The organism is Achromobacter sp. GbtcB20 (assembly GCF_019091095.1).
Taxonomy (GTDB): domain Bacteria; phylum Pseudomonadota; class Gammaproteobacteria; order Burkholderiales; family Burkholderiaceae_B; genus Achromobacter; species Achromobacter mucicolens.
This window is the reverse complement of record NZ_JAGXJZ010000003.1, coordinates 177,384-203,501: the sequence shown is the minus strand read 5'-3', so window position 1 is coordinate 203,501 and position 26,118 is coordinate 177,384. Positions and strand designations below refer to the sequence as shown.

The window sequence follows — 26,118 nt, the reverse complement described above, 5'->3', positions numbered from 1 at the left end:
ACAGTACTAATTCGCCTAGTGCGAAGGCATCTTGAAGTTGAAAAAATCAGCGCTAAAAACCCGCATTTTTGCCCTCATCGCCGAATTGGCGAACCGGCGCATAATGTCAGGCCACTGCGCTGCGCGTAATTGATTGCCCCTACCGGCTCACATTCAAACCTGCCATCGACCCCATGAACAAACCCGTCTTCGAACCTGATACCGCTCCGCTGGAAGTCTTGCCGCGAGACCTGTCCGCCTATCGCGAGGGCAACACCGGCATCCCCTACGTTCATCGCTTCGACTCCGGCAAGCCCGGGCCGCACGTGCTCATCAACGCCATCACGCACGGCAACGAGATCTGTGGCATGGTGGCAGCCACCCACCTGCTGGATACCGGTGTGCGCCCGAAGATCGGCACCTTGACGGTCAGCTTTGCGCACGTCGAGGCCTACGAGGCTTTCGACATCGACAGACCTTACGACAACCGCCAGCTCGTGCACAACCTGAACCGCATCTGGTCGGCCGCCATGCTGGACGGTGCGGAAGACAGCCCGGAACTGCGCCGCGCCCGCGAGATGCGCCCTGTCCTGGACGCCGCCGACTTCGTGCTGGACATCCATTCCACGCGCGCCCCGGTGCAACCCTTCTGGGTCTACAACGAGATGGACCGCAACACCGCGCTGGCCGCTGCAGTCGGCTCGCCGCAGGTGCACCTGGTCATGCCGCAAGACAAGTTTCCGGGCACCGGGGTCATGGGCTACGGCCATCATGGCGACCCGCTGTCCGACAGTGGCGGTGCGCTCGTTGTCGAATGCGGCCAGCATTTTTCGCGTTCCGCGGCCGAACTCGCCACCGACGTCACCTTGCGCTTTCTCGCGCATCTGGGCCTCATCGACACGCCGGCCGGCACGCCGGCCCCGCCCACCCCGCAGCGCTATCGCCTGCTGGAGGTCCACATGGTGAAGTCCGAGGACTTCACCTTCACGCGTCCGGTGATTGGCTTTGAGACCTTCGACAAGGGCGAACTGATTGCCATGAATGGCACGGAAGAAATCCGCTCCCCGTGCGATGCTTGCACGATCTTCATGCCCACGCGCATGCCCATCGTGGGCCGCGAAGCCGTGTATCTGACGCAGGCGATCTGACGCCTGACATCGCGTGACCAAGCGACGCGGGCGCCGCACGCATGCGCCCGGCTCGCCGCGCATACCGGGCATCAAGCGCCTTGCGCCTGATGCCCGCCGAATCCTCAAAGATCCGGAATCAGGCGCTTGCCCATGCTGATCACCGCGTCCTCCTGAAAGCCCAGGCTGTCGTAGAAGCGCTTCACCGCGACGTTCTCGGAACGGATCAGCAGATTGATCTTCGGGCACCCCATCTCAAGCAGCTTGCGCTCGACCGCCCGCATCAGCGCCGAGGCGAAGTGGCGCCGCCTATGCAGGGGCGAAACGGCCAGATAATTGATCCAGCCACGATGGCCGTCGTAGCCGCCCATCACCGTCGCGACAATGGCGCCATCCAATTCACCCACCAGAAAGAGATCGGACTGCACCGTCAACTTGCGCGCGATGTCCTTGCGCGGATCGTTCCACGGCCGTGTCAGCCCGCAGGCTTGCCACAACGCGATCAGCGCGGTTTCGTCGGATGCCTGAAACGGCCGAATGGCGAGGTCTTGCTGAGACATGCTTCATTCCTTGTGATGAAAGAACGAAGGCCTTGCGATACGCCCCGGATGCAAAACGCAATCAAACAAAAAAGGCCACGAGGGGTATCGTGGCCTTCTGGGATAAGCGCCGCATAACCGGCGCCCGAACACGGCTAGCCACTCAACGGGGACGTCGAGTGATTCGTCGGAAATCTGCGCGCGATGCGGCAGCGATGTGCGGTGCGTTCATGCGCTGCAGCTTACACGAGGCGCCCTGCCGCCCGCAAACCCCGCACCGCCTTGTCAATCGGTCGCGGGCGCGGGCAATGTGCCTTCCATCACCACCACCACCTGTCCGGCCACGTTGGCCCACACGCCGTCGTCCAGCGGCTCCGCATGCGCCAGCAACAGGCTTGCACGTCCCATGTCAACGCCCTGCCCCACGCGCAGCCGCAGGGCGCCCTTGCCCGCAAGCGAGGCGCGCAGCGCCGTGACGACCGCCGTCGCACTGCCCGTGGCGGGGTCTTCGGTCATGCGGCTCGTCAGCATCCGCGCCTGGATATCGGTGGGCGCATCCATCGCCTCGCTTGCCGTGTCGGTGGTGTAGACATAGATGGACTTCGCGCCCAGTTGCGGCATCAAGGCCGCGTATCCCGCCGCATCGGGCGACGCGCGGCGCAGCGCGTCGCGGCTGGCAACCTGCACCACCAAAAACGGCAAGCCCACCGACGCCACCATCGGCGCGTGCGTTGACACCATGATGTCCGCGCAATCCAGACGCAGCGCCCTGGCCACCGCGTCCAACGGCGCCTCGCTGCCGCGCGACAGCGGCTGCGGCGCGCGCAGCTGCGCACCCTGCAGGCCGTGCTCCCCGTATGTCAACGCAATGCGCACCAGGCCAGCTTCTTCCTCGAACACGAACGCCTGCGGCGCCGGCAACCCGGCCGCGATCTGCTCGCGCGCCAGCACGACCGCAGTGCCCACATTCGGATGGCCAGCAAACGGCACCTCGCGATCCGGCGTGAAGATGCGCACGTGCGCGGTATGGGCACGGTCTTGCGGCGGCATCACGAAGCTGGTTTCCGAATAGTTGAATTCGCGTGCGATCCGCTGCATCTGGCGCGCGTCCAGACCCTGCGCGTCCAGCACGACAGCCAGCGGATTGCCGAGGTAAGCATGGCCGGTGAACACATCGGCCGTCACGTAGCGGTAGCGCATCCAAACATCCTCAAGATCCACCCGACACGGGCGGCAAGCCCAGATTGTGCGTGCCGCGGCGCGAACGTGAAAAGGCACAGAGCCGCGAAATTGCACGCATAACAGACGCCTTTCGACGCCAAGGAAGACGTGGCCGGCATGACGGCCGCACCGCCCCGCTTGGTGCGCCATCACTATTGAAAATCACAGGTCGCTGCGGAATACTTTGCGTCCCGACCAACTACTTTTGGAGGAGGTTGCAATGCAACGCGAAGACATCCAAAAGCTGGGCGCACAAGCTGCGCGAGACGGTTTGACCTTGTGGGATTGCCCGTTCTATCGGGCCGCCGCCATGCCGGGCCATACCGGCGAATCGATCTCCGAGTGGAGCGACAAGGTCGAAGCCTGGGAAGCCGGATGGATGGAGGCCACGGGCGGCGGCCAAGCGCCCCCTGGCGGCCGTTTCCGCTATGTGCCGCGCGCGATGGCGCGGCTTTGCAATTGACTCGTTGACATGCGCCCCGCCTCCGGGGCGCTTTGCATTTGGCATGGCAAGCAAATGTCGCGGTGCAGATACGAAACCGGGATAAGTGAATCGGCCCCGTTTTTTATCGACATATACTGTACATTCATACAGTATTTTTAGTTTCATCATGCGATGCACCGTCATCCGAACCCACATCCTGGGCCGGAAGCGCCACGACAACGATCCCGCCCCTGCAGTGACCGGGACGGTCCGCATGTATTCCATCATGCGCGAGGACATGCGCCGCTACATCAGCGTCATGACGCTGGACACCCTGGCCAAGTTCGGCGCGTCGCAGAAAGGCCCTATCCCCGATCTGCTCGAGCCCGAACTGCTCACCTTCGGATCCGATCGCGGCATGATGGTCTGCGGCTTCGAGGAAATCGACGGCAGGCGCTATTACCAGGGGTGGTGGATGCAGTGGGTGCATCTGTAGCCGCGCGGCAAGGCCGTGCGGACGATGATCCATCCCGCTATTTCTGCGCGTAACTTTTCTGGACAAGGATGGCGATCGCGCTCATCTTTTGGCTCAGGACCTTTCCCACGAGGAGGCGCGAATGGATGACCCCGTTCACAGAGCCGGCCAGGAAGCCGCCAGATATGGGGTGCCGCTATCTGCCTGCCCCCTCATGAAAGAAACCAACATGCCCAGCCATACCGGCGAATCTTTACCTGGTTGGCGCGCCAGATTGGCCTCGTGGCAGGCCGGCTGGCATCAGGAAAACGAAGCCCGCCTTGCCGAGCTTTGCCGCCGCCGGTTATTGCAACAATCGCTGGACTAAGCAAGTCTGGCCCGCTGGCGGGAACGGGGTTTGCTGGACCCTGATTGCCGCAGCGGCGTGATTGTCATTCGATCAAGCAGAGGGCGGCTCCGCACACTCCCTCCCTCTAGCCGCTGCGGCCCTTTCCGCCGCTTCAATTTCTCCGCGCTGTCCCCGGCAAGCGCGCTTGCTGCGCGAGCGCATCACAGTTCCCGGATGATCTTGTACCCGCAGCGCACGCATACATGGCCGTTGTAAAAGCGATCGCCCGTCAATGACGTTGCGCCCACGACGTTGTTCGAGTCACGAGACGGCCCTGCCATCAATGCTTTCGCCTTCGGCGGCGCGGTGCCAACCGCCGCGGTATCGACCGCCGCGGTATCAAACACCGGCCGGAAGTCGTGACTGAACAACCGCCCGGCCAGCCCTTTGCAGCGCATCGCTAACTCCTGAAGTGACGCGGCACAGCCAGCGCCTTCGCAAGAGCGCCGACTGCTTCAGCCTCAAGAACAATGCCTGCGATTGACCGTTGGACCATTCGATCCCCCCCGTCGATTGATAACCTGGCCAATATCCGGAAATACAAAAGGTATGTCGATAGGAACAATATGAATCCTCGTCCCGCCGCTTGAAATACATCAATCGTCGCGATCGTGTCCCGCAGCGGCCATGGCGATGGGGTAGGCCGAAATCCGCGATCGAGATACACTACCCGGCTGGGTGTCAGGCGTATTCCTTCGCGCTGGCAGGTCAACGCGCTGGTCGGGCCGCCACGCAGGAGCCCGCGCGTCCATGCAGCCCAGCATCCCCCATGCCCTCGACATCGCAGCCGCCATCATCTTTGCATTGGCGCTGATCCACACCTTCACGGTCAAACAGTTCGAGCGGCTCTCCCACCGCTATCCCCGCCACGCCGGCCTGTTTCACCTGCTCGGCGAAGTCGAGATCGTCTTCGGCTTTTGGGCCTTTGTGCTTCTGATCGTCATGGCGATAGCCGCCGGTGGAGATCAAGCGCTCGCCTACGCCGAGTCTCGCAACTACACCGAACCGCTCTTCGTATTTGTGGTCATGGTCGTGGCGGCATCCCGCCCGGTCCTCCAAACGGTCATGGTCGCCGTCAACCTGATCGCAAAGAACCTGCCTTTCCATACCTCCGTCGCCACCGCGTGGCTGGGCCTTGCCGCGGTTCCGCTGATGGGATCCCTGATCACAGAGCCGGCCGCCATGACCATTGCGGCCCTCATGCTTGCCCCGCAATTGTTTCGGCCGTCGGTTCCCGCCGTTCCCAAGTACTTCGCGCTTGGCGTGCTGTTCGTCAACATTTCGATCGGGGGAACACTGACCGCCTACGCGGCGCCCCCCGTTCTGATGGTCGCCGCCACCTGGAATTGGGACTCGGCATTCATGCTGGCCACCTTCGGCTGGAAAGCCGCCATTGCCGTGGTCGTGAACGCCACCGTGGCCACGTTCATGATGCGCAAGTATATGCTTCAACTGCCGGCCGAAAGCATGACCCGGTCCGAGCGCCCTCCCGTGCCGATCACCGTGGTCATCGTTCACCTGGTCGTGCTGGCCGCGGTCGTTGCCCTGGCGCACCATCCCGTCGCGTTTCTCGGCCTGTTCCTGATGTTCCTGGGATTCACGCAAGCCTATGAGCGGCATCAGAATCCGCTGATTCTCAAAGAGGCGCTGCTCGTTGGCTTCTTCCTGGCCGGCCTCGTCATCCTGGGAGGCATGCAGGCGTGGTGGCTGCAGCCCATCGTCTCCAGCCTGGAACCCATCGCACTATTCTTCGGATCCCTGGCGCTCACCGCGATCACCGACAACGCCGCACTGACCTATCTGGGCTCGCTGATCGACGGCATCTCCGACGAATCGAAATACATGCTGGTGGCGGGCGCCGTCGCCGGCGGCGGCTTGACGGTCATCGCAAACGCCCCCAATCCTGCGGGCGTGGCGCTGCTAAAGCGCGGCTTTTCAGACGAGACCATCAGCATCGGCGGACTGCTGCTTGGCGCGTTGGGTCCCACGGCAGTTGCGGCGGGTGCGTTGCTTTTGCTGTAGCGGGAAGAACGCGTGTGCCAAGACTTCAGGCGTGCCCCTGCAAAAGTCACTGCGCCGGGTACATGCCGAGTTTACGCATCAAAAGCTCACCGCCAGCCCGACCGAGAAGCCCGACACATTGGTGCCGAACACGTATCTTCCGACCAGCCTCGTGCGCGTGATGAACACGTCATAGGCGCTAGAGTCCAGCTCCAGACCCGCGCCCAGTGCCGTCAGCCGGTCAAAGCCCAGGGCGCCGCGCTGGTCCCCTAGAAACTCCGAATGGGTAAGCTCCAGAACATATCGCAATGGGCGCTGCAGCATGGTGATACCCGTAGGGGCCCGGTAGCGCGCCCACAAATTGGCGGACTGGGCCACCGCGCTGCCCTGCACCGCAGACGAGCTGTCGAAGCTCTTCAAGCGGATGTCGGAGTACCGCAATTCCACGTCCACCTCATAGCCCGGGCGGTAATGTTCGTAGTCCAACATCAATGACCCGCCCAACCCGTACGCGTTCAATGATCCACGATCGAGAAAGTCGACATCCCTGCCCGTGCGCTGTCCCACGTACCAACTGGCCGCGCGCAAGTCGCTCGTGACGTTGCCCAACGCGACATTGAAGATGGGGCGCAGCTTCAGTTCATCGGTCAGTTTGAAGTCCCAACCGATCCCGCCGGTAGCCGACACACTGTTCCACTTGGTTGGGATGCGGCGTTGCTCCGCGCCTTGGGTCGCAATGAAGGTGGGGTCGTAGCGGCTGCCGGCCAGCACGCCTTCAAGGTAGATAGGGACGGAATCAGAGATCGTGTCGCCCCCACCCAACTGCGTCATGAAAAACTCGGTTGAGCCCGTGGTGGAAGCACCGGCGCTGCCAATGGACAACGAACTTGTCGTAATGTCTGGCACGATGGAAAAAGACATAAGCGCCAATACCCCATTGGCACGCTTCTGTAGATCATCGTGACTCAACCGAAGGGTTGATTGGGCCGAGGCCTCGGCACCCGCCAGACACGCGAGCCCTATCACGAGGCACCCCGGCACACTGCCGCTGCGCAGCGGCCAGGGAGCGTATCGCAACCCAAATGCGCGTATGTTGAACATGCTCGTTCTCCATGGCCAACATGATTTGGCACCTTGCCATACGGTCGGATTCGTTCGAATATCACGCAATTGGCGCGAAAAACAAAGGCGCCTCCCGCATCCTGCTGGCGCGCGTTGCGCCTGCACCACAAAGCTGTAAACCGCTGCACCGCACGCGATTTCGGTCATGAAATTCCCTCGCCCACCCATTTTCCGGGCAAGGCCGCCTCCCCCTCCTTCAGGACACCCGCACGACTCGATACCTGCCGTCCGTTTCTTCCGGCGCGCCGCCGGCGTGAATCTGCCTCGATACATGGAGAGAAGTCGTTATGAAGCTCACTTCCAGTATGAACATCCTTTCCCCGTCTTCAGCAGCACGGAGATGTTCCGCCCGAGTAGCACGCAGCCAGCCTTTAAGGATCAGCACAATCACCACGGCAGTCATACTGGCATTCGCCCCCCCGGCGTGGGCCGCATCAGCGCCCAAGCCCCGCGGAACAGGCCACCAAGGACGCCAACGCCGCGCTCCTTCAGGAGTTGCCCTTTTCCGACAAGACCTCCTTCGAACTGGCGCACAAGGGATTCATCGCCCCCCTTCCTTCCGGGATGATCAAGGGCGAACAAGGCAACCTGGTCTGGGATCCGACCAAGTATGACTTCATCAAGGAAGGTGCGCCTGCGCCCGACACCGTCAATCCCAGCCTGTGGCGGCAGTCGCAACTGCTGAATATTTCGGGTCTGTTCAAGGTGATGGACGGGATTTACCAGGTTCGCAATTACGACCTGTCCAACATGACCATCGTCGAGGGCAAGGACGGCCTCACGATCATGGATCCGCTCATCTCCACCGAAACCGCGAAAGCTGCGTTGGATCTCTATTTCCAGCATCGTCCAAAGAAGCCCGTGGTCGCGGTGATCTACACGCACAGCCACGTCGATCACTACGGCGGCGTACGAGGGGTGGTGGATGAAGTGGACATGAAGGCCGGGACCGTCAAGATCTACGCGCCGCTTGGGTTTCTGGAACATGCCGTCGCGGAAAACGTCATGGCCGGCACCGCCATGAGCCGACGCGCAAGCTACATGTACGGCAACCTCCTGCCGCCCAGCGCGACGGGACAAGTGGGCGCGGGGTTGGGCACGACGACCTCAGCCGGCACGGTGACCTTGATCCCGCCTACGGACATCATCGAGAAGACGGGCGAGACGCGCACGATTGATGGGCTCACCTATGAATTCCTGTACGCACCCGGTAGCGAAGCGCCTGCCGAGATGCTGTATTACATCAAGGAGAAGAAAGCCCTGAACACGGCCGAAGACTCCACCCACACGCTGCACAACACCTATTCTCTGCGCGGCGCCAAGATCCGCGACCCGCTGGCTTGGTCGAAGTACCTGAACGAGGCGCTGGCTCTGTGGGGCGACGACGTCGAAGTCATGTACGCCATGCACCACTGGCCGGTGTGGGGCAAGAAGGAGGTTCAGGAGCAGCTGGGCCTGCAGCGAGACATGTACCGCTACATCAACGACGAGACGCTGCGCCTGGCCAACATGGGCTACAACAAGGAAGAGATCGCGGAGCAGGTCAAGCTGCCGGAGGCGATCGCCACGAAGTTCTCCAACCGCGGCTACTACGGATCGGTGAACCACAACGTCCGCGCCACATACGTCCTGTATCTAGGCTGGTTCAACGGCAACCCCGCCACCCTGCACACATTACCCATCCAGGAGGCCTCCAAGCGCTACGTTGACATGATGGGCGGCGTTCCAGCCATCCTTTCCAAGGCGCGCGAGTATTACAAGAAGGGCGATTACCGCTGGGTAGCCGAAGTTGTGAACTACGCGGTCTTTGCCGAGCCCGACAACCAGGAAGCCAAGAACCTGCAGGCCGACGCCCTGGAGCAGATGGGCTACCAGGCCGAGAGCGGCCCATGGCGCAATTTCTACCTGACCGGGGCAAAGGAACTGCGCGAAGGCGTGCAGAAACTGCCTGTCCCCGACACCGCCAGCCCGGACACCGTGCGCGCGATGACGCTGGACATGCTGTTCGATTATTTCGCGGTTCGGATAAATCGTGAGAAAGCCGCAGGCAAGCACGTGGTGCTGAACCTTGATTTCACCGACACCGACCAGAAATACACGCTCGAGATGGTGAACAGCGTGCTCAATCACACCGAAGGCAAGCAGGCCAAGGAGCCAACAGCCAGCATGTCGCTCAGCCGGGAAACGCTCAACCGGATGATGCTAAAGGAGATGACGCTCAAGGACGCGCTGGCCAAGGGTGACGTAAAAGTCAGCGGCGATCAGCAGAAAATCACGGACATGTTTGCGTCCCTGGACAACTTCGAGTTCTGGTTCAACATCGTGACACCATAGGACGAGGTCTTAAGTTGAAGTCTTAGGTCGCGGTTATTGGCAGATAGCCGACTTGATCGCAAGACCAATGAGAAAGGCCGTTAGTGATTTCTCACTAACGGCCTTGGAACTACTGGTCGGGACGGCGGGATTCGAACTCGCGACCCCTTGCACCCCATGCAAGTGCGCTACCAGGCTGCGCTACGCCCCGAAAGAAAAAGAGTATAGCAGAACTAAAAAATGTTTGCACGCATTGGTGTAAAAAAAGTGCTGAATACCGGAAAAAATTTTGCGCTTTGCGTTCGCCGTTCACATCAGTGCAAAGTGATGAAGCGGCGCGCGCGAAGCGCAAGGCACGACTAGCTGCGACGCGCGCTGCCATGAAGGCGGCCGCGCGTCGTGGGTACCGAAATCAAAGTCTGGATTGCAACCGATGCGTCGCGAAGGAAACGGCTCAGGCAGTGGGCGCGGTCTGCGTCGTCGCAGCAGCGGCGGGCTTGGTGACCGTCGTTCCCAAGGCTTCGGCGAGCATCGCCGACACGTTGCCGAGTTCCGCGCGCAGCGACTGCATCTCGGTGCCCGACAGGCGCACGGCAGCGTCCTGGTCGTGCGGCACGTCGCGCGCATCGCCCAGGCGATTGCGCGCGCCGCTGATCGTGAAGCCTTGTTCGTAAAGCAGCGAACGGATGCGGCGGATGAGCAGCACTTCGTGGTGCTGATAATAGCGGCGGTTGCCGCGGCGCTTCACGGGCTTGAGCTGAGTGAATTCCTGTTCCCAGTACCGCAACACATGAGGCTTGACGCCACACAGGTCGCTGACTTCGCCGATGGTGAAGTAACGCTTGGCGGGAATGGGCGGTAAGGTAACGGTGGATTCAGTACGTGTCATAAGCGGATTTTATGCGCGCGATGCGTGGTGCGCCGATAACAATTACCGACAAAGCGTATCACTCCGCGGCGTCGGGCGTTGTAGGAACGGCCTGCTCGACCACGCTCTTGAGTTTCTGGCTGGCGTGGAAGGTGACGACACGCCGCGCCGCGATGGGGATGGTTTCTCCGGTCTTCGGGTTGCGGCCAGGACGCGGCGGTTTGTCGCGCACCTGGAAGTTGCCGAAACCCGAGAGCTTGACGGAATCACCGCGCGCCAGGGCGTCGCGGATTTCCTCGAAGAACGTATCGACGATGTCCTTGGCTTCGCGCTTGTTCAGGCCGACCCGCTCGAAAAGCAGCTCGGCCAGCTCGGCCTTGGTGAGGGTGCGTTGCTCGGCAAGCATACTGGTCCCCATGTTCAGCCACGTTGGCGCGCGCCGTGCGCGGCAACCAGGGCTTCCTTGATGCGCGCGAGGCAGTCGGCCACGCGGGCTTCGTCCAAAGTGACCTCAGTGTCCTGTAGCCAGAAACGGAACGCAAGGCTTTTCTCGGCGACCGGTTCGCTGCCCTGCGCCTTGTCGCGCCACACGTCGAACACGCGCGCATCCTGCACAACGGCCAGTTGCGCATCGGCCTTGACGGCCTTGGCGACGGTATCGAGCATGGATTGGACGGTCACGTCCTCGTCGACCCACAGCGCCAGGTCGCGCACCACCACGGGTTGGCGCGAGAGCTCGCGCACCTGCGGCAATTCGCCTTCCGACAGCGCGTCCACGTCCAGCTCGAAGACCACCGGCGCATGCGCCAGGTCGGCCTGTTGCGCCCAGCGCGGATGCAATTCGCCGATCCAGCCCACATGCTTGCCGTCCAGCATGACGCGCGCGCCACGGCCGGGATGCAGCGCCGGATGCGCCGCAGCCTCGAAGCGCAGGCGGCGGCCGCGTGCGCCGAACAACGACTCGACGTCCATCTTGACGTCAAAGAAGTCCACCTGGCGCGTGGGCACGCCCCACTGTTCTTCGGCCGCCGGGCCCCAGGCTGCGCCCGCGAGCTTCATGGGCTGGCGCACGCCCGCCACTTGCAGCGGACCGTCCTCGGCCGACGCATCGCGGAAAAACACGCGTCCCAGTTCGAACAGGCGAACGCGCGACTGCTTGCGGTTGGCGTTGTGACGGATGTTGGCGACCAGGCCGCCGATCAGGCTGGAACGCATGACCGACAGATGGCTGGCGATCGGGTTCACAAGCCGCACGGGGTTGTCGTTGCCCGCGAAATCGCGTTCCCAGTCGGCTTCGACGAAGCTGTAGTTGACGACTTCCTGGTAGTCCTGCGCGGCCGCAAGACGGCGAAGCGCATGCGCGCCGCGTCGCACTTCGGGCTGCGAGAACATCTTGGCGCGCGCCATCGGCGGCACGTCGGGGATGCTTTCAAAACCGTAGATGCGAGCCACTTCCTCGATCAGGTCTTCTTCGATTTCCAGATCGAAACGGTACGACGGCGGGTTGACGATGAAGTCGTCGCCCTCGACCGCGTAGTCCAGGCCCAGGCTGCCGAAAATGGTTGCAACCTGCTCACGCGTGACCGGCACGCCCAGCACGCGATGGCAGCGCGCCAGGCGCATGCGCACCGGCGGACGCTGCGGCAGATTGACGATCTGGTCGTCGATGGGACCCACCTGGCCGCCGCAGATGTCGACGATGAGGCGGGTGATGAATTCAATGTGCTCGGGAATGCTGGCGTAGTCCACGCCGCGTTCGAAGCGGTGGCTGGCCTCGGAGCTGAACTTGAAGCGGCGAGCACGGCCGGCAATGGCTTGCGGCCACCAGAATGCGGCTTCGAGATAGATGTTCTGCGTGTCCAGCGTCACCGAGGTGGCTTCGCCGCCCATGATGCCGGCCAGGCTTTCGACCTGATCGCCCGCGACGACGACGCCGACCTTCGGATCGAGCGTGACGGTCTGGCCGTTCAAGAGTTCAAGCGTTTCGCCTTCACGCGCCCAGCGCACGCTGATGTCGCCGCCGATCTTGTCCAGATCGAACACGTGCGACGGGCGGCCGAGTTCAAGCATGACGTAGTTGGAGATGTCGACCAACGCGGACAGCGAGCGCTGGCCGGCGCGCTCAAGGCGCGTCTTCATCCACTCGGGCGTGGCTGCGCGCGCGTTCACGCCGCGAATGACGCGGCCGCTGAAACGACCGCACAGGTCGGGCGCTTCGATCTTGACGGGCAGGCGCTCATCGAGCGTGACGGGCACGGCAGCGGCCGTCGGCACCGACAGCGGCGCGCCGGTCAGCGCGGCCACTTCGCGCGCCACGCCCAAAATCGACAGGCAGTCGGCGCGGTTGGGCGTCAGCTTAAGCGTGAACAGCGTGTCGTCCAGGTCCAGCGCTTCGCGGATGGATTGGCCGGGGACCATGTCCGCGGGCAGTTCCAGGAGGCCCGCGTGGTCTTGCGACAGCCCCAGTTCGCGCGCCGAGCACAGCATGCCGGAGGACTGCACGCCGCGCATCTTGGCCACGCCGATCTTCATGCCGCCGGGCAATTCCGCGCCCACGCGGGCGAGCGGCACCTTCAGGCCGGCGGCCGCGTTGGGCGCGCCACACACGATCTGCAGGCGTTCGCCCGAGCCGTCGTCGACCTGGCAAACGCGCAGCTTGTCGGCGTCCGGGTGCGGGGCGATTTCGACGATGTGCGCGACGACCACGCCGGAAAAGGCGGGCGCGGCGGGTTCGGTTTCTTCGACTTCCAGGCCGGCCATCGTGAGCCGGTGCGCGAGTTCATCGGTTGCGATCGGAGGATTGACCAGCGTACGCAGCCAGGATTCGGGAAATTGCATGATCAGCCGTCTGTTATTCGTTGAACTGGCGCAGGAAGCGCAAATCGCCTTCGTAGAACTGGCGCAGATCGTTGACGCCGTAGCGCAACATCGTCAGGCGCTCGAGTCCGGAGCCGAAAGCAAAGCCGATGTAGCGCTCGGGATCCAGCCCGAAATTGCGCACCACCTGCGGATGCACCTGGCCGGATCCGGAGATCTCCAGCCAGCGGCCGCGGTTGGGACCCGAGGTGAACATCATGTCGATCTCGGCGGACGGTTCCGTGAACGGGAAGAACGACGGGCGGAATCGCACGACCAGATCGTCGCTTTCAAAGAAGCAACGCAGGAAATCGGTATACACGCCCTTCAGGTCGGCAAACGAGATGTCCTCGGCGATCCAGAGCCCTTCCACCTGGTGGAACATGGGCGAGTGCGTGGCGTCGCTGTCGACGCGATAGGTGCGCCCGGGCGCGATGACCTTGATGGGCGGCTTGTGCATGCGGGCATAACGCACCTGCATGGGGCTGGTGTGCGTGCGCAGCAACAGCGGCAGACCGTCCGCGTCGTTCATGTCGACGTAGAACGTGTCCTGCATCGAACGCGCCGGATGGTCCAGCGGGTTGTTCAATGCGGTGAAATTGGTCCAGTCGTTTTCCACTTCGGGGCCGTCGGCCACGTCAAAGCCAATGGAACGGAAGATTTCTTCCACGCGTTCCCAGGTCCGGATCACCGGATGGATACCGCCCGGCGCGCGACCGCGGCCCGGGAGGGTGACGTCAATGGTTTCGGATGCCAGGCGGGCATCCAGCTCCGCCTGCGCCAGTTCGGCACGGCGCGAGGTCAGAAGCTCTTCGATCTTCTGCTTGGCCTGGTTGATTCGTGCGCCGGCCTCTCGCTTCTGCTCGGGATCGAGCTTGCCCAGGCCTTTGAGCAGCACCGTCAAGGCGCCTTCCTTGCCCAGGAAGCGAGCTTTTGCGTTCTCAAGCGCGGCGGCATCCGTAGCCGCGGCGAACCGTTCTTGCGCCTGGGCTACCAGGTCGTCAACCAATCGAGTCATGAAATCCAGCCTTCAAAACGCAAACGGGGCCATTACAGCCCCGTTTGCAGCGATGCGCGATGAGTTAAAGCGCGCGATCAGGCAGCCAAGGCAGCCTTGGCTTGCTGCACGATGGCGGCAAAGCCGGCCTTGTCGCGCACGGCCAGATCGGCCAGGACCTTACGGTCGAGTTCGATCGAAGCCTTCTTCAGGCCAGCGATGAACACGCTGTAGCTGACGCCATGCTCACGGACGGCCGCGTTGATACGCGTGATCCACAGAGCGCGGAACGTACGCTTCTTGTTGCGGCGGTCGCGGTAGGCGTATTGGCCAGCGCGCATGACTGCTTGCTTGGCAATACGGAACACATTACCGCGGCGGCCACGGTAACCCTTGGCGGCGGCAATGACTTTCTTGTGACGTGCGCGGGCAGTTACGCCGCGTTTGACGCGAGGCATAGTAGATCTCCCTTAGATCAAGCGAAAGGCATCATGGCCTTGACGGAGGCCACGTTGGAGTCATGAACCGCCGCAGAGCCGCGCAGTTGACGCTTGGCCTTGGTGGTCTTCTTGGTCAGGATGTGACGCTTGAACGCCTGACCACGCTTGATGGAGCCGCTGCCGCGCACCTTAAAGCGCTTGGAGGCGCTTTTCTTGGTTTTCATCTTGGGCATGATGATTCCCTAAACTAAAACACGCATTGTTGATTTACATGACGCCAGGTGCTTGGCGCCAAAGACGCCAAAACTTGTAGACCTGTTGCCACTTCTGGGGGGTCGCGAAATCTGAAAAGCCGGTTCCGAACGAAGTGCATCGATTCGGTAAAGCATCCGGCCAGGCGGTTTCGCGATTGCTTCCCGAAGGCGGACAAAACTGACCCACATCCGGAAAAGCCTTTGATTATATGGTGATTTCCTGGACTTTGTCGAGTCAGCGCGTACGCCCGGAACAACGGGATCGCAGGGCCGACGCCGCCCGGGGATCATACCCCCGTACGCCGGTACTGCACCGCCTGCGCGACGTGACTGGCCGCCAGCACCGCCTGGCCGTCCAGATCCGCGATCGTGCGGGCCACGCGCAGCGCCCGGTGCATCGCCCGCGCCGAGCCTGTCAGGCGGCGCATGGCCTGCTGCAGCAGCGTCTGGGCATCGGCATCCATCACGCAGAATTCGTCCAGCTCGGCCCCGGCCAGCCCAGCGTTGATCTTGCCCTGGCGGGCCATCTGGCGTTCACGGCAGCGGACCACGCGCTCGCGGACGGCTTGCGACGATTCGCCGGGCGGCGCCGTCATCCAGGCGGGATCGGACGGCGGCAGGGCGACATGCAGATCGATCCGGTCCAGTAGCGGACCCGATATTTTGCCCGCATAACGCGTCACCTGATCCGGCGTGCAGGCGCACGTGCGCGCCGGATGGCCGCGCCAGCCGCAAGGACAGGGATTCATGGCGGCCACGAGCTGAAAACGGGCCGGAAACTGCGCGGCGTGCAATGCCCGCGAGATGACCACCCTGCCCGCCTCCAGCGGCTCTCGCAGCGCCTCGAGCGAGCGGCGGCTGAATTCCGGAAGCTCATCGAGGAACAGCACGCCATGATGCGCCAGACTGATTTCACCGGGCCGCGGGCGCCCGCCGCCGCCTACCAGCGCGGCTACCGACGCCGAATGGTGCGGCGCCCTGAACGGCGGCTGCCCGGTGAGCGTGTCGGGCATTCCGGCCATCGTTGCCACGGCCGCCGCCTCAAGCGCCTGATTGCGCTCCAGCGGCGGCAGCAGGCCCGGCAGGCGTGCGGCCAGCATGCTCTTGCCCGCACCGGGCGGCCCCAGCATCAACAGGCTGTGGCCGCCCGCCGCCGCGACTTCAAGCGCCCGCCGCGCGCCCGGCTGGCCCCGCACATCCGATAGACAGGGGACGGGCGCGGCGGGCGGCCACGGCGCGGGCGCGGCATTGGGAAGCAGGCAGACGCCCGCTGCGTGGGCTGCCACGTCCGCCAGGCAACGGGCCGACAGCACACGCAAGCCGGGAACCCAGGCGGCCTGCTCGGCGCTGCCGGCTGGCAGGATAAGCGTGGCGTCGGGCGCGTCCCGAGCGACGCTCAGGGCGATCACCAGCGGCGCGGCGACGGGCACAAGCGCCCCGGTGAGGGAAAGTTCGCCTGCAAGCACCAGCCCGGCCAGCGCGGGATCCGGTGCGCCGGCCGGCGCGTTGTCTTGCGCGGGGCCAGCCAACTGCCCGGACGCCAGCAGCACCCCCAACGCAATCGGCAGATCGAAGCGGCCGGACTCCTTGGGCATGTCCGCCGGCGACAGGTTGACGGTGATGCGCCCCGCCGGAAATTCGAAACCGCTGTTGATGATGGCCGCGCGGACCCGCTCGCGGCTTTCCCGGACTTCGGTGTCGACCAACCCGACGACGTTGAAACCCGGCAGCCCGGGCCCCAGGTGCGTTTCCACGCGGACCGCATGGGCATGCATGCCGCAAAGGGCCCGGCTGGCAAGTACAGCAAGCGTCACGACGGTCTCCGGATGGTTCGGGCCGCCAGTATCCGCAAAAAACAAACGGCCGCGGGAAGCGGCCGTGACAAAACGATCTCGCGCAGGGCCCGCGCAAAGCGGGCGCGCGGGGCTTGCTTACTTGTCCAGCCCGGTGGCCGGCCCCTTGTCCAGCCCGGTCAGGCGCTGTTCCATCTGCTGCACCTGGGCAGCCAGTTGATCGACGCGGGCGCGCGTGCGGGCAAGCAGATCCGCCTGCACGTCGAACTCTTCGCGGGTGACCAGATCCAGCTTGGAAAACGCCTGCGTCATCATGGCGCGCACATTGCGCTCGACGTCAGCCGCCGGGCTGCGCGCGATCAGGTCGGAAATGTTCTTCTGAAGGTCTTCCATCCACTGGGTGCGATTGTTCATAGTTGCCTCTCGATGTTCCGAATGCCTCAAGTGTAGTGCGTTGGTTGCCGGGTTCAGGCCGCCCCGCTTGCGCCGCCGCAAAAAAAAAGGGCGGGCCGCATGCGGTGACCGCCCTTCAAAGCACAGGAGAAAACCGGGCTGCCTGACGGCAACCCCCTACCAACACCACGAGCCTTGCCGCCGGTCGCTGAGACCGCGCTGTGCATCGGTCGTTTGCCCGATACACGTCCTGGTTTCGATTCTTCTCGACCCCACCCCTGCCAACAAGCCGATCGGTGTAAACCCTCGTATCAGGCTCGCACCCCAATTTGAGGCGCTTTGGGGCAAACGCGGCCGCCCCCGAAACCCGCACTGCATGCGCGGAGCCGCAGCCGGTAACGCTGAGCGGCCTGCGGAGCCGGCGCAACGCACGTGCCGATGCGGCGGCAGGCACGCGGACGTGCCCGACACGTCCGCATTAAATGGCTACAAATCCTTCGTGCGGCATACATCTGGTTGCATGGCGGGGATACCCATTGTTGCGCACCAAAAAGAGGCCGCTCCACGGTGCATTGCGCACCATGATGGTGCCTTCCCGCACAACATTTGCGCCTTTCCCGGCCATCCCCGGCGCTGTCCAACATGGCACGGATATTGCTTTAACCAGGGTGCGTGCAACCATGAGAGGAAATGCCATGAAACTCATCATCGCCATCATCAAGCCCTTCAAGCTCGACGAAGTGCGGGTGGCTCTGTCCGGGATCGGGGTCCAGGGCCTGACCGTTACCGAAGTCAAAGGCTTTGGCCGCCAGAAGGGCCACACCGAACTCTATCGCGGCGCGGAATACGCCGTGGACTTCCTGCCCAAGCTGCGGGTCGAGGCCGCCGTGCCCGATCACCTTGTCGATCAGGTCATCGAAGCGATCGAACAAGCCGCCCGCACCGGCAAGATCGGCGACGGCAAGATCTTCGCCGCCCCCCTTGAACAAGTCATCCGTATCAGAACTGGCGAAGCCGGCGAAGCTGCGCTGTAAATAAATAAAGCCTCAATGGAGCCTGAAAATGGATAAAGCAGATATCTCCTGGTTGCTCGTCTCTACCCTGCTTGTATTGATGATGGCCGTACCCGGCCTGGCCATGTTCTACGCCGGCCTGGTGCGCAGCAAAAACGTGCTGTCCGTCTTGCTGCAAGTGTTGTGCACGTTCGTGCTGGGCCTGGTTCTCTGGTTCATCTATGGATACTCCCTCGCGTTCACCGAGGGCAACGCCTTCTTCGGCGGCCTCTCGCGCGCCTTCTTCTCTGGCATGTTCAACCCGGCAGACGGCACGTACGCCATGTCGAACACCCTGACCGAGCTGCTGTTCGCCTCGTTCCAGGCCACGTTCGCCGGCATCACCTGCGCCCTTGTGGTCGGCAGCTTTGCCGAGCGCGCCCGCTTTTCGGCCGTGCTGGTGTTCACGGTGATCTGGTTCACGTTCGCCTACATCCCCATTGCGCACATGGTGTGGTTCGCCTCTGAAACCGCGCCGGGCCTGTTGAATGCCCAAGGCGCGCTGGACTTCGCCGGCGGCACCGTGGTGCACATCAACGCCGGCGTGGCTGGCCTGGTCGGCGCCTACGTGGTCGGCAAGCGCGTGGGCTACGGCCGCGAAGCCATGCAGCCGCACAACCTGCCGATGACGTTCGTCGGCGCCGCCCTGCTGTGGGTGGGCTGGTTCGGCTTCAATGCGGGTTCGGCGCTGGCCGCCAACGAGAACGCCACCCTGGCCTTCTTCAACACCATGATCGCCACGGCGGGCGCCGTGCTGGCCTGGCTGTTCACGGAATGGGCCATCAAGGGCAAGCCCTCGATGCTGGGTGCCGCGTCGGGCGCCATCGCCGGCCTGGTCGGCATCACTCCCGCCGCCGGCCTGGTCGGTCCGGTGGGCGCCCTGATCATCGGCGTGGTTGCCGGCGTGGTCTGCGTCTGGGGCGTGAATGGCCTGAAGCGCCTGCTGCGTGCTGACGATGCGCTGGACGTGTTCGGCATCCACGGCGTGGGCGGCATTGTCGGCGCCCTGCTCACCGGCGTGTTCAACGCGCAGGTCTTTGGTGGCCCCGGCCTGGCCGAGCCCGGCATGATCGCCCACCAACTGTGGGTGCAGCTCGAAGGCGTCCTGCTGACCGTCGTGTGGTCTGGCGTGGTGGCATGGATTGCCTACAAGATCGCCAACGCCCTGTGCGGTCTGCGTGTGCCGGAAGACCAGGAGCGCGAAGGCCTGGACGTCACCAGCCACGGCGAATCCGCCTATCACAGCTAAGCTGCTGCGACGCTCCCGCCGCGCCCTGCGGCGGGGCGGGATGGAAAATGAAAGAGCCCTTCATCATGAAGGGCTCTTTTTTTGTCAGCTTGCTTGGGAGGGTGTCAGACACCCGGCGGAAAGGGTCGGCTGCTTGCGGTCGACTCCACGGGTGTCTGACACCCGGTTCAGTCACTGCCGCGAAGGACGAATCAAGCCGGGCCGAGGGCGTCCAGGTCGACGGGCAAGGCGCGGTTCAGCGCCGAGGCCACCTTGATGCGGAGCGCGTTGGAATGCGCGCGACGCACCTCGCGTTTCACGTCCAGGAGCTGCTGCGGGTGCATGGAGAACTCGGTCAGGCCCAGGCCAAGCAGCAGGCGCGTCATGCGCGAATCGCCCGCCATTTCGCCGCAGACGGCGACCGGCTTGCCCGCGCGTTCGCCCGCATTGATGGTGTTGGCGACCAGGCGCAGCACCGCCGGATGCAGCGGATCGTACAGCGACGCCACGTCGTGGTCGCCCCGGTCGATGGCAAGCGTGTACTGGATCAGGTCGTTGGTGCCGATGGACAGGAAATCCAGCGCCTGGGCAAAGGGTTCGATCGCGATGGCGATCGCGGGCACCTCGACCATCGCCCCCACTTCCATGTGTGGCGCGTAGGCCTGACCACGGGCATCGAGTTCGCGGCGCGCAGATTCGATGGCGGCCTTGGCAGCCACGACTTCGTGCATGTGCGCGATCATCGGGATCAAGAGGCGCACCGGGCCGTGGGCGGACGCCCTGAGGATGGCGCGCAGCTGCGTCGCGAACATCTCGGGTCGCGCCAGGCAATAGCGGATGGCGCGCTGTCCCAGCGCGGGGTTGGTGGCCACGGTGGCCTCGCCGTCCAGCGTCTTGTCCGAGCCGATGTCCAGCGTTCGGATCGTGACCGGACGGCCGGCCATCACCTTGACGACTGACGCATAGGCCTCGTACTGCTCTTCTTCGCCGGGCAGGTCTGGCCGGCCCATGAAGAGGAATTCGCTGCGAAAGAGCCCGATGCCGTGCGCGCCGGACGCCAGCGCCAGCGCGGCTTCGTCCGGCAGCTCGATGTTGGCGTGCAGCACGATGTCGATGCCGTCCAGCGTGACGGAGGGCTCGTCGCGCAGGAGGCTGAGCTCGGCGCGCTCGTCTGCGTACGCAGCCTGGCGGCGGCGGTATTCCTGCAGGATACGGTCGGACGGGTTGACCACCACCGCCCCGACCGAGCCGTCGATGATCAGCATGTCGCCGTCGCGAACGAGCTCGCGCACGTTGCCAATGGCGACCACGGCGGGCACGCCCATGCTGCGCGCCACGATCGCGGTGTGAGACGTCGGGCCGCCCAGGTCAGTAACGAAGGCGGCGAACCGGCCGCCGCGCAGGCGTAGCATGTCGGCGGGAGAGATATCGTGCGCCACCACCACCAGGGCATCGTCGCCGCCCATGTGGGACATGTCGGGCAGGATCGCCGACGTGCCGGCCAGGACGTGCAGCACGCGCTCGATCACCTGGCGCACATCCGCCCCGCGCTCGCGCAGGTACTCGTCTTCCATGGCGTCGAACTGCTGCCCCAGGATCTGGCCCTGCGTCGTCAGCGCCCACTCGGCGTTGTAGTGACGGTCGGCGATCAGGGCAAGCGTCTGTTCGGCCAGAAGCGGATCGCCCAGGAGCAGGCTGTGCACATTGAGCATCGCGCCCAGTTCGCGCGGCGCGTCGGCCGGAAGCGTGTCGGCCAGTTGCAGCAGTTCCTGCTGCGCCGATGCCAGCGCTTCGGTCAGGCGTGCGCTCTCGGCGGGCACGTCTTCCGGAGAGATCCGGTAGTGCGCCACTTCAAGGGCGGCAGCGCCCATAACCACGGCGCGGCCGATGGCGTACCCCTTGGCGACGCCCTTGCCGTACAGACACACAACGGGGCTGGCAGAGCCAGCCCCGTGGGGCGCGCCAGCAGCGGGCGCGCCGGTCGCGGGTGCAGGCGAACCGGCCCGAGCCGGGCCGGCAGCTTCAGAAGACGTTTTATTCCTGCTCACCGAATTTGCTGTCGAACAGAGTTTCGATTTCGGACAAGGCTTGCTCGGCATCGCTGCCGGAGGCCTCGAGCTTGACCGTGACGCCCAGACCGGCCGCCAGCATCATGACGCCCATGATGCTCTTGGCGTTCACGCGCTGCGCACCGCGCGAAATGAAGATTTCGCTGGAAAACTTGCTGGCAAGCTGCGTCAGCTTGGCCGCGGCCCGAGCGTGCAATCCCAGTTTGTTGCTGATGACAATGTCAGTATTAGGCATAGGAAAGATGGTGACCGCGGACCATGCCGCAGTGTTGATCGCAGCCAATCGTCGAACCGATCGTCGGCTTGAAATAATAGCCGACATAATAGGGCAATTTTCTGCCCCTCAGTCTACCCGCAAGACACCTTGCACGCCGCCGGCAAGCGCCTTTTCGCGGGTTTCAGCCAATGGCAGGTTGCGGTAGGTCAACGCGCGCAACAGCATCGGGGTGTTGAGACCCGCGAGTACACAGCACTGGATGCCCTGGGCCTGCGCGTCGGCGACCGCGCGCTTGGAAATATTGGCGGGGGTGGCGCCGATCAGGTCGGTCAGCACCAGCACGCCCGCGCCGTGGTCCTGTTCGAGGATGTCTTTCAGGACATCCGGCGCCAGGTCGTCCGGCTGATCTTCCGGCTGGATGTCGTGAATAGCCAGCATGCCGTCCAGATCGCCCATGACGTGGCTCGCGCATTCGCGCATTGCGGCGCCCAGGGGCGCATGCACGACGATCACAATACCCGTGGTCATGTCGGTTCCGGAAAATCAGGCTGCAACGGCGGCAGCGCCTGCAGCCTTGGCCGCCACCGCTTTCTCGAGCGCCTGCACGAACATGCCGGCCACATCGAAACCGGTCTGCTCGGCAATTTCGACGAAACAGGTGGGGCTGGTGACGTTGACTTCGGTGACGAAGTCGCCGATGACGTCCAGGCCAACCAGAAGCAGGCCGCGGGCGGCCAGCTTGGGCGCCACTGCTTCGGCGATCTGGCGGTCCCGGGGGGAGAGCTCCTGGGCGACACCGCGGCCGCCGGCGGCCAGATTGCCGCGCGTTTCGCCAGCCAACGGGATGCGCGCGAGCGAATACGGCACGGGTTCACCGCCGATCAGCAGGATGCGCTTGTCGCCCTTGACGATGTCCGGAATGAAGCGCTGCGCCATGATGGTGCGCGCGCCGTTGTCGGTCAGCGTCTCCAGGATGGCGTTCAGGTTGGGGTCCTTGGGCTGCAGGCGGAACACGCCCGTGCCGCCCATGCCGTCCAGCGGCTTGACGATGACATCCTGGTGCTTGTCATGAAACGCCTTGAGGCGAGCCATGTTGCGGGTCACCAGCGTCGGGGCGGTGAACTCGCTGATCTCGGTGATGGCCAGTTTTTCGGGGTGGTTGCGGATGGCCGCGCCGCCGTTGAACACGCAGGCGCCCTGCGCCTCGGCATATTCGAGCAGATGCGTGGAATACACGTATTCCATGTCGAACGGGGGGTCTTTGCGCATCACGACCGCGCCAAAATCCGCCAGCGGCAGATCCTGAGGGGCGGATTCGCGCCACCAGTCGTGGCCGTGCAGGTCGGCATCGGCGACGAGCTCGATCGGGGTGGTCTGCGCCTTGACGACGCCCGCCTCGATGTAGAGGTCGCCCTGCATGGCCACGCTGAGCGTATGGCCGCGCGCCACGAGGGCACGCATCATGGCGACCGAACTATCCTTGTACGCCTTGAGCAGCGGCAAGGGATCCAAAACGAACAAAACGTGCATCGCGACACCCTGAACGGACGCCGCCTCCCCTGATGGGAAGGCGGCTATGCTTTGTGACATCGTAGCGTAGAGCCAGCCAATAAGCGAACCCGCCGGTCACGAGACGGACACGGCGGGTTGCAGGAATGGGCGGCTGGGCCCTGCCTGTCGGTACGGCTGGGACTCAGGCTGCCGATTCAGGCTTGCCTGCAGGCACAGCCTTCTTTTTCGGCGCCAGCACCATGACCATCTGACGGCCTTCGAGCTTGGGCATGGCTTCGACCTGGGCAAGCTCAAGGAGATCGTCGCGCACGCGCTCAAGGACGCGCATGCCAAGTTCCTGGTGAGCCATTTCGCGGCCGCGGAAGCGCAGCGTGACCTTGGCCTTGTCGCCTTCCTCGAGGAAGCGGCGCAGGTTGCGCAGCTTGACCTGATAGTCGCCCTCGTCGGTCGCCGGGCGGAACTTGACTTCCTTGACCTGGATGACCTTTTGCTTGGAGCGGGCTTCGGCCTGGCGCTTTTGCTCTTGGTACTTGAACTTGCCGTAGTCCATCAAACGGCAGACCGGGGGCTCGGCGTTCGGCGCGATTTCCACCAGATCCACGTCGTTTTGCTCGGAAAGACGGAAGGCGTCGGCAATCTTGACGATGCCCAGCTGTTCTCCGTCCAGACCTATCAGGCGCACCTCGGGGACGCGGATTTCACCGTTGATGCGATTGGCTTTTTCAGTGGCGATGTTGAAAGCTCCTAGAAATGTTAAGCAGCGCTGCTATCAAGTCGGTTGGACGTCGCGGCGGGCGGCCACGTCGTCGGACAACCGGGAAACGAAGTCGTCGAAGGGGATGGCGCCAAGGTCCAGGCCGCCCAGCCCGCGTACGGCAACAGTGCCGTTTTGCTTTTCCTTGTCGCCGACGACAAGAATGTACGGCACCTTTTGCAGGCTGTGTTCCCGGATTTTACGAGTGATTTTTTCACCGCGCAAATCGGACTCGACTCTAAAGCCTTGTTTTTTCAGGCTTTGCGTAATTTGCGCCGCATAATCGGCCGAAGGTTCGGAAATGCAGCACACAACTGCTTGCACGGGCGCCAGCCACGGCGGCATGGCGCCGGCGTGGTTTTCGATCAACATCCCGATGAAGCGCTCGAGCGAACCGAGGATCGCGCGGTGCAGCATGACGGGCGGGCGGCGCTGGTCGTTCTGGTCCACGTACTCGGCGCCCAGGCGCACGGGCATGGAGAAGTCGACCTGAATCGTGCCGCACTGCCAGTGCCGGCCGATGGCGTCCTTGAGGGTGTATTCGACCTTCGGGCCGTAGAAGGCACCCTCGCCCGGCGAGATTTCGAATTCGCAGCCCGTGCGGCGCAGGCTTTCCATCAGGGCGGCTTCCGCCGTATCCCAGACTTCGTCCGTGCCGATTCGCTTTTCGGGGCGCGTGGCAACCTTGTACAGGACTTCGGTAAAGCCGAAATCGCGGTAGACCTTTTGCAGCAGTGCCGTGAAATCGGCGCATTCGTCCTGCAGTTGCTCTTCGGTACAGAAGATGTGACCGTCGTCCTGCGTAAAGCCGCGCACGCGCATCATGCCGTGCAGCGAGCCGGAGGGCTCGTTGCGGTGGCATTGGCCGAATTCGCCGTAGCGCAGGGGCAGTTCGCGGTAGGAATGCAGGCCCGCATTGAAGATCTGCACGTGGCCCGGGCAGTTCATCGGCTTCAGGCCATAGACGCGGTTTTCGGACTCGGTCGTGAACATGTTTTCACGGTAGTTGTCCCAGTGGCCCGTCTTCTTCCAGAGCGAAATATCCAGGATCTGCGGCGCCTTGACTTCCTGGTAGCCGTTGTCGCGGTACACGCTGCGCATGTACTGCTCGACCTGCTGCCACAGGGTCCAGCCCTTGGGGTGCCAGAAGATCAGGCCCGGGGCTTCGTCCTGGAAGTGGAACAGGTCGAGTTCGCGGCCGATCTTGCGGTGGTCGCGGCGCTCGGCCTCTTCGAGCATGTGCAGGTAGGCTTCCTGTTCTTCCTTGGTCGCCCAGGCGGTGCCGTAGATGCGCTGGAGCATCTCGTTCTTGCTGTCGCCGCGCCAGTAGGCGCCGGCCACCTTCATCAGCTTGAAGACCTTGAGCTTGCCGGTGGACGGCACGTGCGGGCCGCGGCACAGGTCGATGAAATCGCCTTCGCGGTACAGGCTGAGCGTCTCGTTGGACGGGATCGAGGCGATGATTTCCGCCTTGTACTTTTCGCCGATGCCCTTGAAGAATTCGACAGCGTCGTCGCGCGACCATTCTTCGCGCGTGACGACTTCGTCCTTTTTGGCCAGTTCGGCCATCTTCTTTTCGATGGCAGTCAGGTCTTCGGGCGTGAAGGGGCGCTTGTACGAGAAGTCGTAGTAGAAGCCGTTGTCGATCACGGGGCCGATGGTGACCTGGGCGTCCGGGAAGAGCTCTTTGACGGCGTAGGCCAGCAGGTGAGCCGTCGAGTGGCGGATCAGATCGAGGCCGTCCGCGTCCTTGGCCGTCACGATGGCCAGGCGGGCGTCTTGCGCGATGCGGAAACTGGTGTCGACGAGCTTGGATTCCGCGCCGTCGAACGTCACGCGGCCGCCCAGGGCAGCCTTCGCCAGGCCCGTACCGATCGATTGCGCCACTTCGGCGACCGTGACCGGTCCCGGAAATTGGCGCTGCGAACCATCGGGCAATGTGATCTGTACCATCGGGAGTGCTTCCTGGGGTTCTTGGAACTGAAAAACGAAAACAGAAACGAAAAACGCGGCTTCAAAGCCGCGTTCATTTGATTGTCTTGATGAGTCCTACCGCTGACCTGACACGGTGAAACCCGACGCACGAAAAAACTAAC

General features: G+C 63.5%; 26 protein-coding genes and 1 tRNA gene. 8 read left to right on the top strand and 19 right to left on the bottom strand.

Annotated features, from left to right (window positions below):
• Positions 1-173 precede the first annotated feature (173 nt).
• Entirely contained in the window at positions 174-1,127 is a 954-nt protein-coding gene (locus KVT32_RS06140) for a succinylglutamate desuccinylase/aspartoacylase family protein (protein WP_056315919.1), read from the top strand.
• 104 nt (positions 1,128-1,231) lie between these two features.
• Here KVT32_RS06140 and KVT32_RS06135 read toward each other — a convergent pair whose 3' ends face one another.
• On the bottom strand, positions 1,232-1,666 hold the full coding sequence (locus tag KVT32_RS06135) for a GNAT family acetyltransferase (RefSeq protein ID WP_152383972.1): 435 nt from the start codon (positions 1,664-1,666) through the stop codon (positions 1,232-1,234).
• Positions 1,667-1,930: 264 nt separating this feature from the next.
• Positions 1,931-2,845 carry a PhzF family phenazine biosynthesis protein gene (locus KVT32_RS06130; protein ID WP_217617827.1) on the bottom strand — a complete coding sequence of 305 codons (915 nt, stop codon included), beginning with the start codon at positions 2,843-2,845 and terminating at the stop codon, positions 1,931-1,933.
• A gap of 241 nt (positions 2,846-3,086) precedes the next feature.
• Here KVT32_RS06130 and KVT32_RS06125 point away from each other — a divergent pair, with 241 nt between their 5' ends.
• The 3 genes from KVT32_RS06125 to KVT32_RS06115 all read left to right on the top strand — a co-directional run bounded on the left by KVT32_RS06125 (position 3,087) and on the right by KVT32_RS06115 (position 4,132).
• Positions 3,087-3,329 (top strand): CrpP-related protein, encoded by a 243-nt coding sequence (locus tag KVT32_RS06125; protein WP_152383971.1) that lies wholly within the window; start codon positions 3,087-3,089, stop codon positions 3,327-3,329.
• A gap of 148 nt (positions 3,330-3,477) precedes the next feature.
• Complete coding sequence (locus KVT32_RS06120; protein ID WP_227741206.1) at positions 3,478-3,786, top strand: hypothetical protein; 309 nt, start codon at positions 3,478-3,480, stop codon at positions 3,784-3,786.
• A 121-nt stretch (positions 3,787-3,907) separates the two neighbouring features.
• Positions 3,908-4,132 (top strand): CrpP-related protein, encoded by a 225-nt coding sequence (locus tag KVT32_RS06115; RefSeq protein WP_217617826.1) that lies wholly within the window; start codon positions 3,908-3,910, stop codon positions 4,130-4,132.
• Positions 4,133-4,314: 182 nt separating this feature from the next.
• On the opposite strand, the gene KVT32_RS06110 is transcribed toward KVT32_RS06115, so the two are convergent.
• Positions 4,315-4,551, bottom strand: coding sequence for a hypothetical protein (locus tag KVT32_RS06110; protein ID WP_217617825.1), 237 nt, complete (start codon positions 4,549-4,551; stop codon positions 4,315-4,317).
• A 352-nt stretch (positions 4,552-4,903) separates the two neighbouring features.
• Between KVT32_RS06110 and KVT32_RS06105 the strand changes: the two genes are divergently transcribed.
• A complete protein-coding gene (locus KVT32_RS06105; RefSeq protein WP_217617824.1) occupies positions 4,904-6,175 on the top strand; it encodes a putative Na+/H+ antiporter in 1,272 nt (423 codons plus the stop codon).
• A gap of 78 nt (positions 6,176-6,253) precedes the next feature.
• Here KVT32_RS06105 and KVT32_RS06100 read toward each other — a convergent pair whose 3' ends face one another.
• Entirely contained in the window at positions 6,254-7,255 is a 1,002-nt protein-coding gene (locus KVT32_RS06100; protein ID WP_227741205.1) for a hypothetical protein, read from the bottom strand.
• Between the two features lie 516 nt (positions 7,256-7,771).
• Here KVT32_RS06100 and KVT32_RS06095 point away from each other — a divergent pair.
• On the top strand, positions 7,772-9,610 hold the full coding sequence (locus KVT32_RS06095) for an alkyl/aryl-sulfatase (RefSeq protein ID WP_254636781.1): 1,839 nt from the start codon (positions 7,772-7,774) through the stop codon (positions 9,608-9,610).
• Between the two features lie 113 nt (positions 9,611-9,723).
• Here the strand turns inward: KVT32_RS06095 and KVT32_RS06090 are convergent.
• The 9 genes from KVT32_RS06090 to KVT32_RS06050 all read right to left on the bottom strand — a co-directional run bounded on the left by KVT32_RS06090 (position 9,724) and on the right by KVT32_RS06050 (position 17,211).
• Positions 9,724-9,800, bottom strand: a tRNA-Pro gene (locus KVT32_RS06090).
• Between the two features lie 243 nt (positions 9,801-10,043).
• Complete coding sequence (locus tag KVT32_RS06085; RefSeq protein ID WP_152383968.1) at positions 10,044-10,478, bottom strand: MerR family transcriptional regulator; 435 nt, start codon at positions 10,476-10,478, stop codon at positions 10,044-10,046.
• Positions 10,479-10,536: 58 nt separating this feature from the next.
• The gene (locus KVT32_RS06080) at positions 10,537-10,875 is read right to left on the bottom strand and encodes an integration host factor subunit alpha (RefSeq protein WP_081101104.1); all 339 of its coding nucleotides are present in this window, start codon (positions 10,873-10,875) and stop codon (positions 10,537-10,539) included.
• Between the two features lie 2 nt (positions 10,876-10,877).
• Positions 10,878-13,295: a phenylalanine--tRNA ligase subunit beta gene (pheT, locus tag KVT32_RS06075; protein WP_217617823.1), complete on the bottom strand. Its 2,418-nt coding sequence runs from the start codon at positions 13,293-13,295 to the stop codon at positions 10,878-10,880.
• Positions 13,296-13,308: 13 nt separating this feature from the next.
• Positions 13,309-14,331 (bottom strand): phenylalanine--tRNA ligase subunit alpha, encoded by a 1,023-nt coding sequence (pheS, locus tag KVT32_RS06070; RefSeq protein ID WP_056315894.1) that lies wholly within the window; start codon positions 14,329-14,331, stop codon positions 13,309-13,311.
• A gap of 77 nt (positions 14,332-14,408) precedes the next feature.
• Positions 14,409-14,768 (bottom strand): 50S ribosomal protein L20, encoded by a 360-nt coding sequence (gene rplT, locus KVT32_RS06065; protein WP_006218741.1) that lies wholly within the window; start codon positions 14,766-14,768, stop codon positions 14,409-14,411.
• Between the two features lie 17 nt (positions 14,769-14,785).
• Positions 14,786-14,983, bottom strand: a complete 198-nt coding sequence (gene rpmI / locus KVT32_RS06060) for a 50S ribosomal protein L35 (protein WP_008159912.1) — start codon at positions 14,981-14,983, stop codon at positions 14,786-14,788.
• A 308-nt stretch (positions 14,984-15,291) separates the two neighbouring features.
• A complete protein-coding gene (locus KVT32_RS06055) occupies positions 15,292-16,818 on the bottom strand; it encodes a YifB family Mg chelatase-like AAA ATPase (RefSeq protein WP_217617822.1) in 1,527 nt (508 codons plus the stop codon).
• A gap of 117 nt (positions 16,819-16,935) precedes the next feature.
• Positions 16,936-17,211, bottom strand: a complete 276-nt coding sequence (locus tag KVT32_RS06050; RefSeq protein WP_056315890.1) for an accessory factor UbiK family protein — start codon at positions 17,209-17,211, stop codon at positions 16,936-16,938.
• A 674-nt stretch (positions 17,212-17,885) separates the two neighbouring features.
• On the opposite strand from KVT32_RS06050, the gene KVT32_RS06045 reads away from it, so the two are divergent.
• Both KVT32_RS06045 and amt read left to right on the top strand, forming a co-directional pair.
• Entirely contained in the window at positions 17,886-18,224 is a 339-nt protein-coding gene (locus KVT32_RS06045) for a P-II family nitrogen regulator (RefSeq protein ID WP_006218735.1), read from the top strand.
• A 28-nt stretch (positions 18,225-18,252) separates the two neighbouring features.
• Complete coding sequence (amt, locus tag KVT32_RS06040; RefSeq protein WP_056315887.1) at positions 18,253-19,491, top strand: ammonium transporter; 1,239 nt, start codon at positions 18,253-18,255, stop codon at positions 19,489-19,491.
• Between the two features lie 191 nt (positions 19,492-19,682).
• Here the strand turns inward: amt and ptsP are convergent, their stop codons facing one another.
• The 6 genes from ptsP to thrS form a co-directional block, all read right to left on the bottom strand.
• The gene (gene ptsP, locus KVT32_RS06035) at positions 19,683-21,392 is read right to left on the bottom strand and encodes a phosphoenolpyruvate--protein phosphotransferase (RefSeq protein WP_152385457.1); all 1,710 of its coding nucleotides are present in this window, start codon (positions 21,390-21,392) and stop codon (positions 19,683-19,685) included.
• 112 nt (positions 21,393-21,504) lie between these two features.
• Positions 21,505-21,774, bottom strand: coding sequence for an HPr family phosphocarrier protein (locus tag KVT32_RS06030; protein WP_006387993.1), 270 nt, complete (start codon positions 21,772-21,774; stop codon positions 21,505-21,507).
• Between the two features lie 108 nt (positions 21,775-21,882).
• A complete protein-coding gene (locus KVT32_RS06025) occupies positions 21,883-22,284 on the bottom strand; it encodes a PTS sugar transporter subunit IIA (protein WP_056315884.1) in 402 nt (133 codons plus the stop codon).
• 15 nt (positions 22,285-22,299) lie between these two features.
• Complete coding sequence (gene gshB, locus KVT32_RS06020) at positions 22,300-23,286, bottom strand: glutathione synthase (protein WP_062841882.1); 987 nt, start codon at positions 23,284-23,286, stop codon at positions 22,300-22,302.
• Between the two features lie 163 nt (positions 23,287-23,449).
• Positions 23,450-24,001 (bottom strand): translation initiation factor IF-3, encoded by a 552-nt coding sequence (infC, locus tag KVT32_RS06015; RefSeq protein ID WP_076812461.1) that lies wholly within the window; start codon positions 23,999-24,001, stop codon positions 23,450-23,452.
• A 36-nt stretch (positions 24,002-24,037) separates the two neighbouring features.
• Positions 24,038-25,975, bottom strand: a complete 1,938-nt coding sequence (gene thrS, locus KVT32_RS06010) for a threonine--tRNA ligase (RefSeq protein ID WP_128827977.1) — start codon at positions 25,973-25,975, stop codon at positions 24,038-24,040.
• Positions 25,976-26,118 lie beyond the last annotated feature (143 nt).

Coding starts and splice junctions, on each gene's coding strand:
- gshB (WP_062841882.1), bottom strand. CDS start 23,286: ATGCACGTTTTGTTCGTTTTGGATCCCTTGCCGCTGCTCAAGGCGTAC.
- amt (WP_056315887.1), top strand. CDS start 18,253: ATGGATAAAGCAGATATCTCCTGGTTGCTCGTCTCTACCCTGCTTGTA.
- KVT32_RS06140 (WP_056315919.1), top strand. CDS start 174: ATGAACAAACCCGTCTTCGAACCTGATACCGCTCCGCTGGAAGTCTTG.
- KVT32_RS06025 (WP_056315884.1), bottom strand. CDS start 22,284: ATGACCACGGGTATTGTGATCGTCGTGCATGCGCCCCTGGGCGCCGCA.
- KVT32_RS06030 (WP_006387993.1), bottom strand. CDS start 21,774: ATGCCTAATACTGACATTGTCATCAGCAACAAACTGGGATTGCACGCT.
- KVT32_RS06125 (WP_152383971.1), top strand. CDS start 3,087: ATGCAACGCGAAGACATCCAAAAGCTGGGCGCACAAGCTGCGCGAGAC.
- KVT32_RS06050 (WP_056315890.1), bottom strand. CDS start 17,211: ATGAACAATCGCACCCAGTGGATGGAAGACCTTCAGAAGAACATTTCC.
- pheS (WP_056315894.1), bottom strand. CDS start 14,331: ATGACTCGATTGGTTGACGACCTGGTAGCCCAGGCGCAAGAACGGTTC.
- KVT32_RS06085 (WP_152383968.1), bottom strand. CDS start 10,478: ATGACACGTACTGAATCCACCGTTACCTTACCGCCCATTCCCGCCAAG.
- thrS (WP_128827977.1), bottom strand. CDS start 25,975: ATGGTACAGATCACATTGCCCGATGGTTCGCAGCGCCAATTTCCGGGA.
- KVT32_RS06135 (WP_152383972.1), bottom strand. CDS start 1,666: ATGTCTCAGCAAGACCTCGCCATTCGGCCGTTTCAGGCATCCGACGAA.
- rplT (WP_006218741.1), bottom strand. CDS start 14,768: ATGCCTCGCGTCAAACGCGGCGTAACTGCCCGCGCACGTCACAAGAAA.
- pheT (WP_217617823.1), bottom strand. CDS start 13,295: ATGCAATTTCCCGAATCCTGGCTGCGTACGCTGGTCAATCCTCCGATC.
- KVT32_RS06130 (WP_217617827.1), bottom strand. CDS start 2,845: ATGCGCTACCGCTACGTGACGGCCGATGTGTTCACCGGCCATGCTTAC.
- KVT32_RS06100 (WP_227741205.1), bottom strand. CDS start 7,255: ATGTTCAACATACGCGCATTTGGGTTGCGATACGCTCCCTGGCCGCTG.
- rpmI (WP_008159912.1), bottom strand. CDS start 14,983: ATGCCCAAGATGAAAACCAAGAAAAGCGCCTCCAAGCGCTTTAAGGTG.
- KVT32_RS06080 (WP_081101104.1), bottom strand. CDS start 10,875: ATGGGGACCAGTATGCTTGCCGAGCAACGCACCCTCACCAAGGCCGAG.
- KVT32_RS06120 (WP_227741206.1), top strand. CDS start 3,478: ATGCGATGCACCGTCATCCGAACCCACATCCTGGGCCGGAAGCGCCAC.
- KVT32_RS06105 (WP_217617824.1), top strand. CDS start 4,904: ATGCAGCCCAGCATCCCCCATGCCCTCGACATCGCAGCCGCCATCATC.
- KVT32_RS06045 (WP_006218735.1), top strand. CDS start 17,886: ATGAAACTCATCATCGCCATCATCAAGCCCTTCAAGCTCGACGAAGTG.
- KVT32_RS06110 (WP_217617825.1), bottom strand. CDS start 4,551: ATGCGCTGCAAAGGGCTGGCCGGGCGGTTGTTCAGTCACGACTTCCGG.
- KVT32_RS06115 (WP_217617826.1), top strand. CDS start 3,908: ATGGATGACCCCGTTCACAGAGCCGGCCAGGAAGCCGCCAGATATGGG.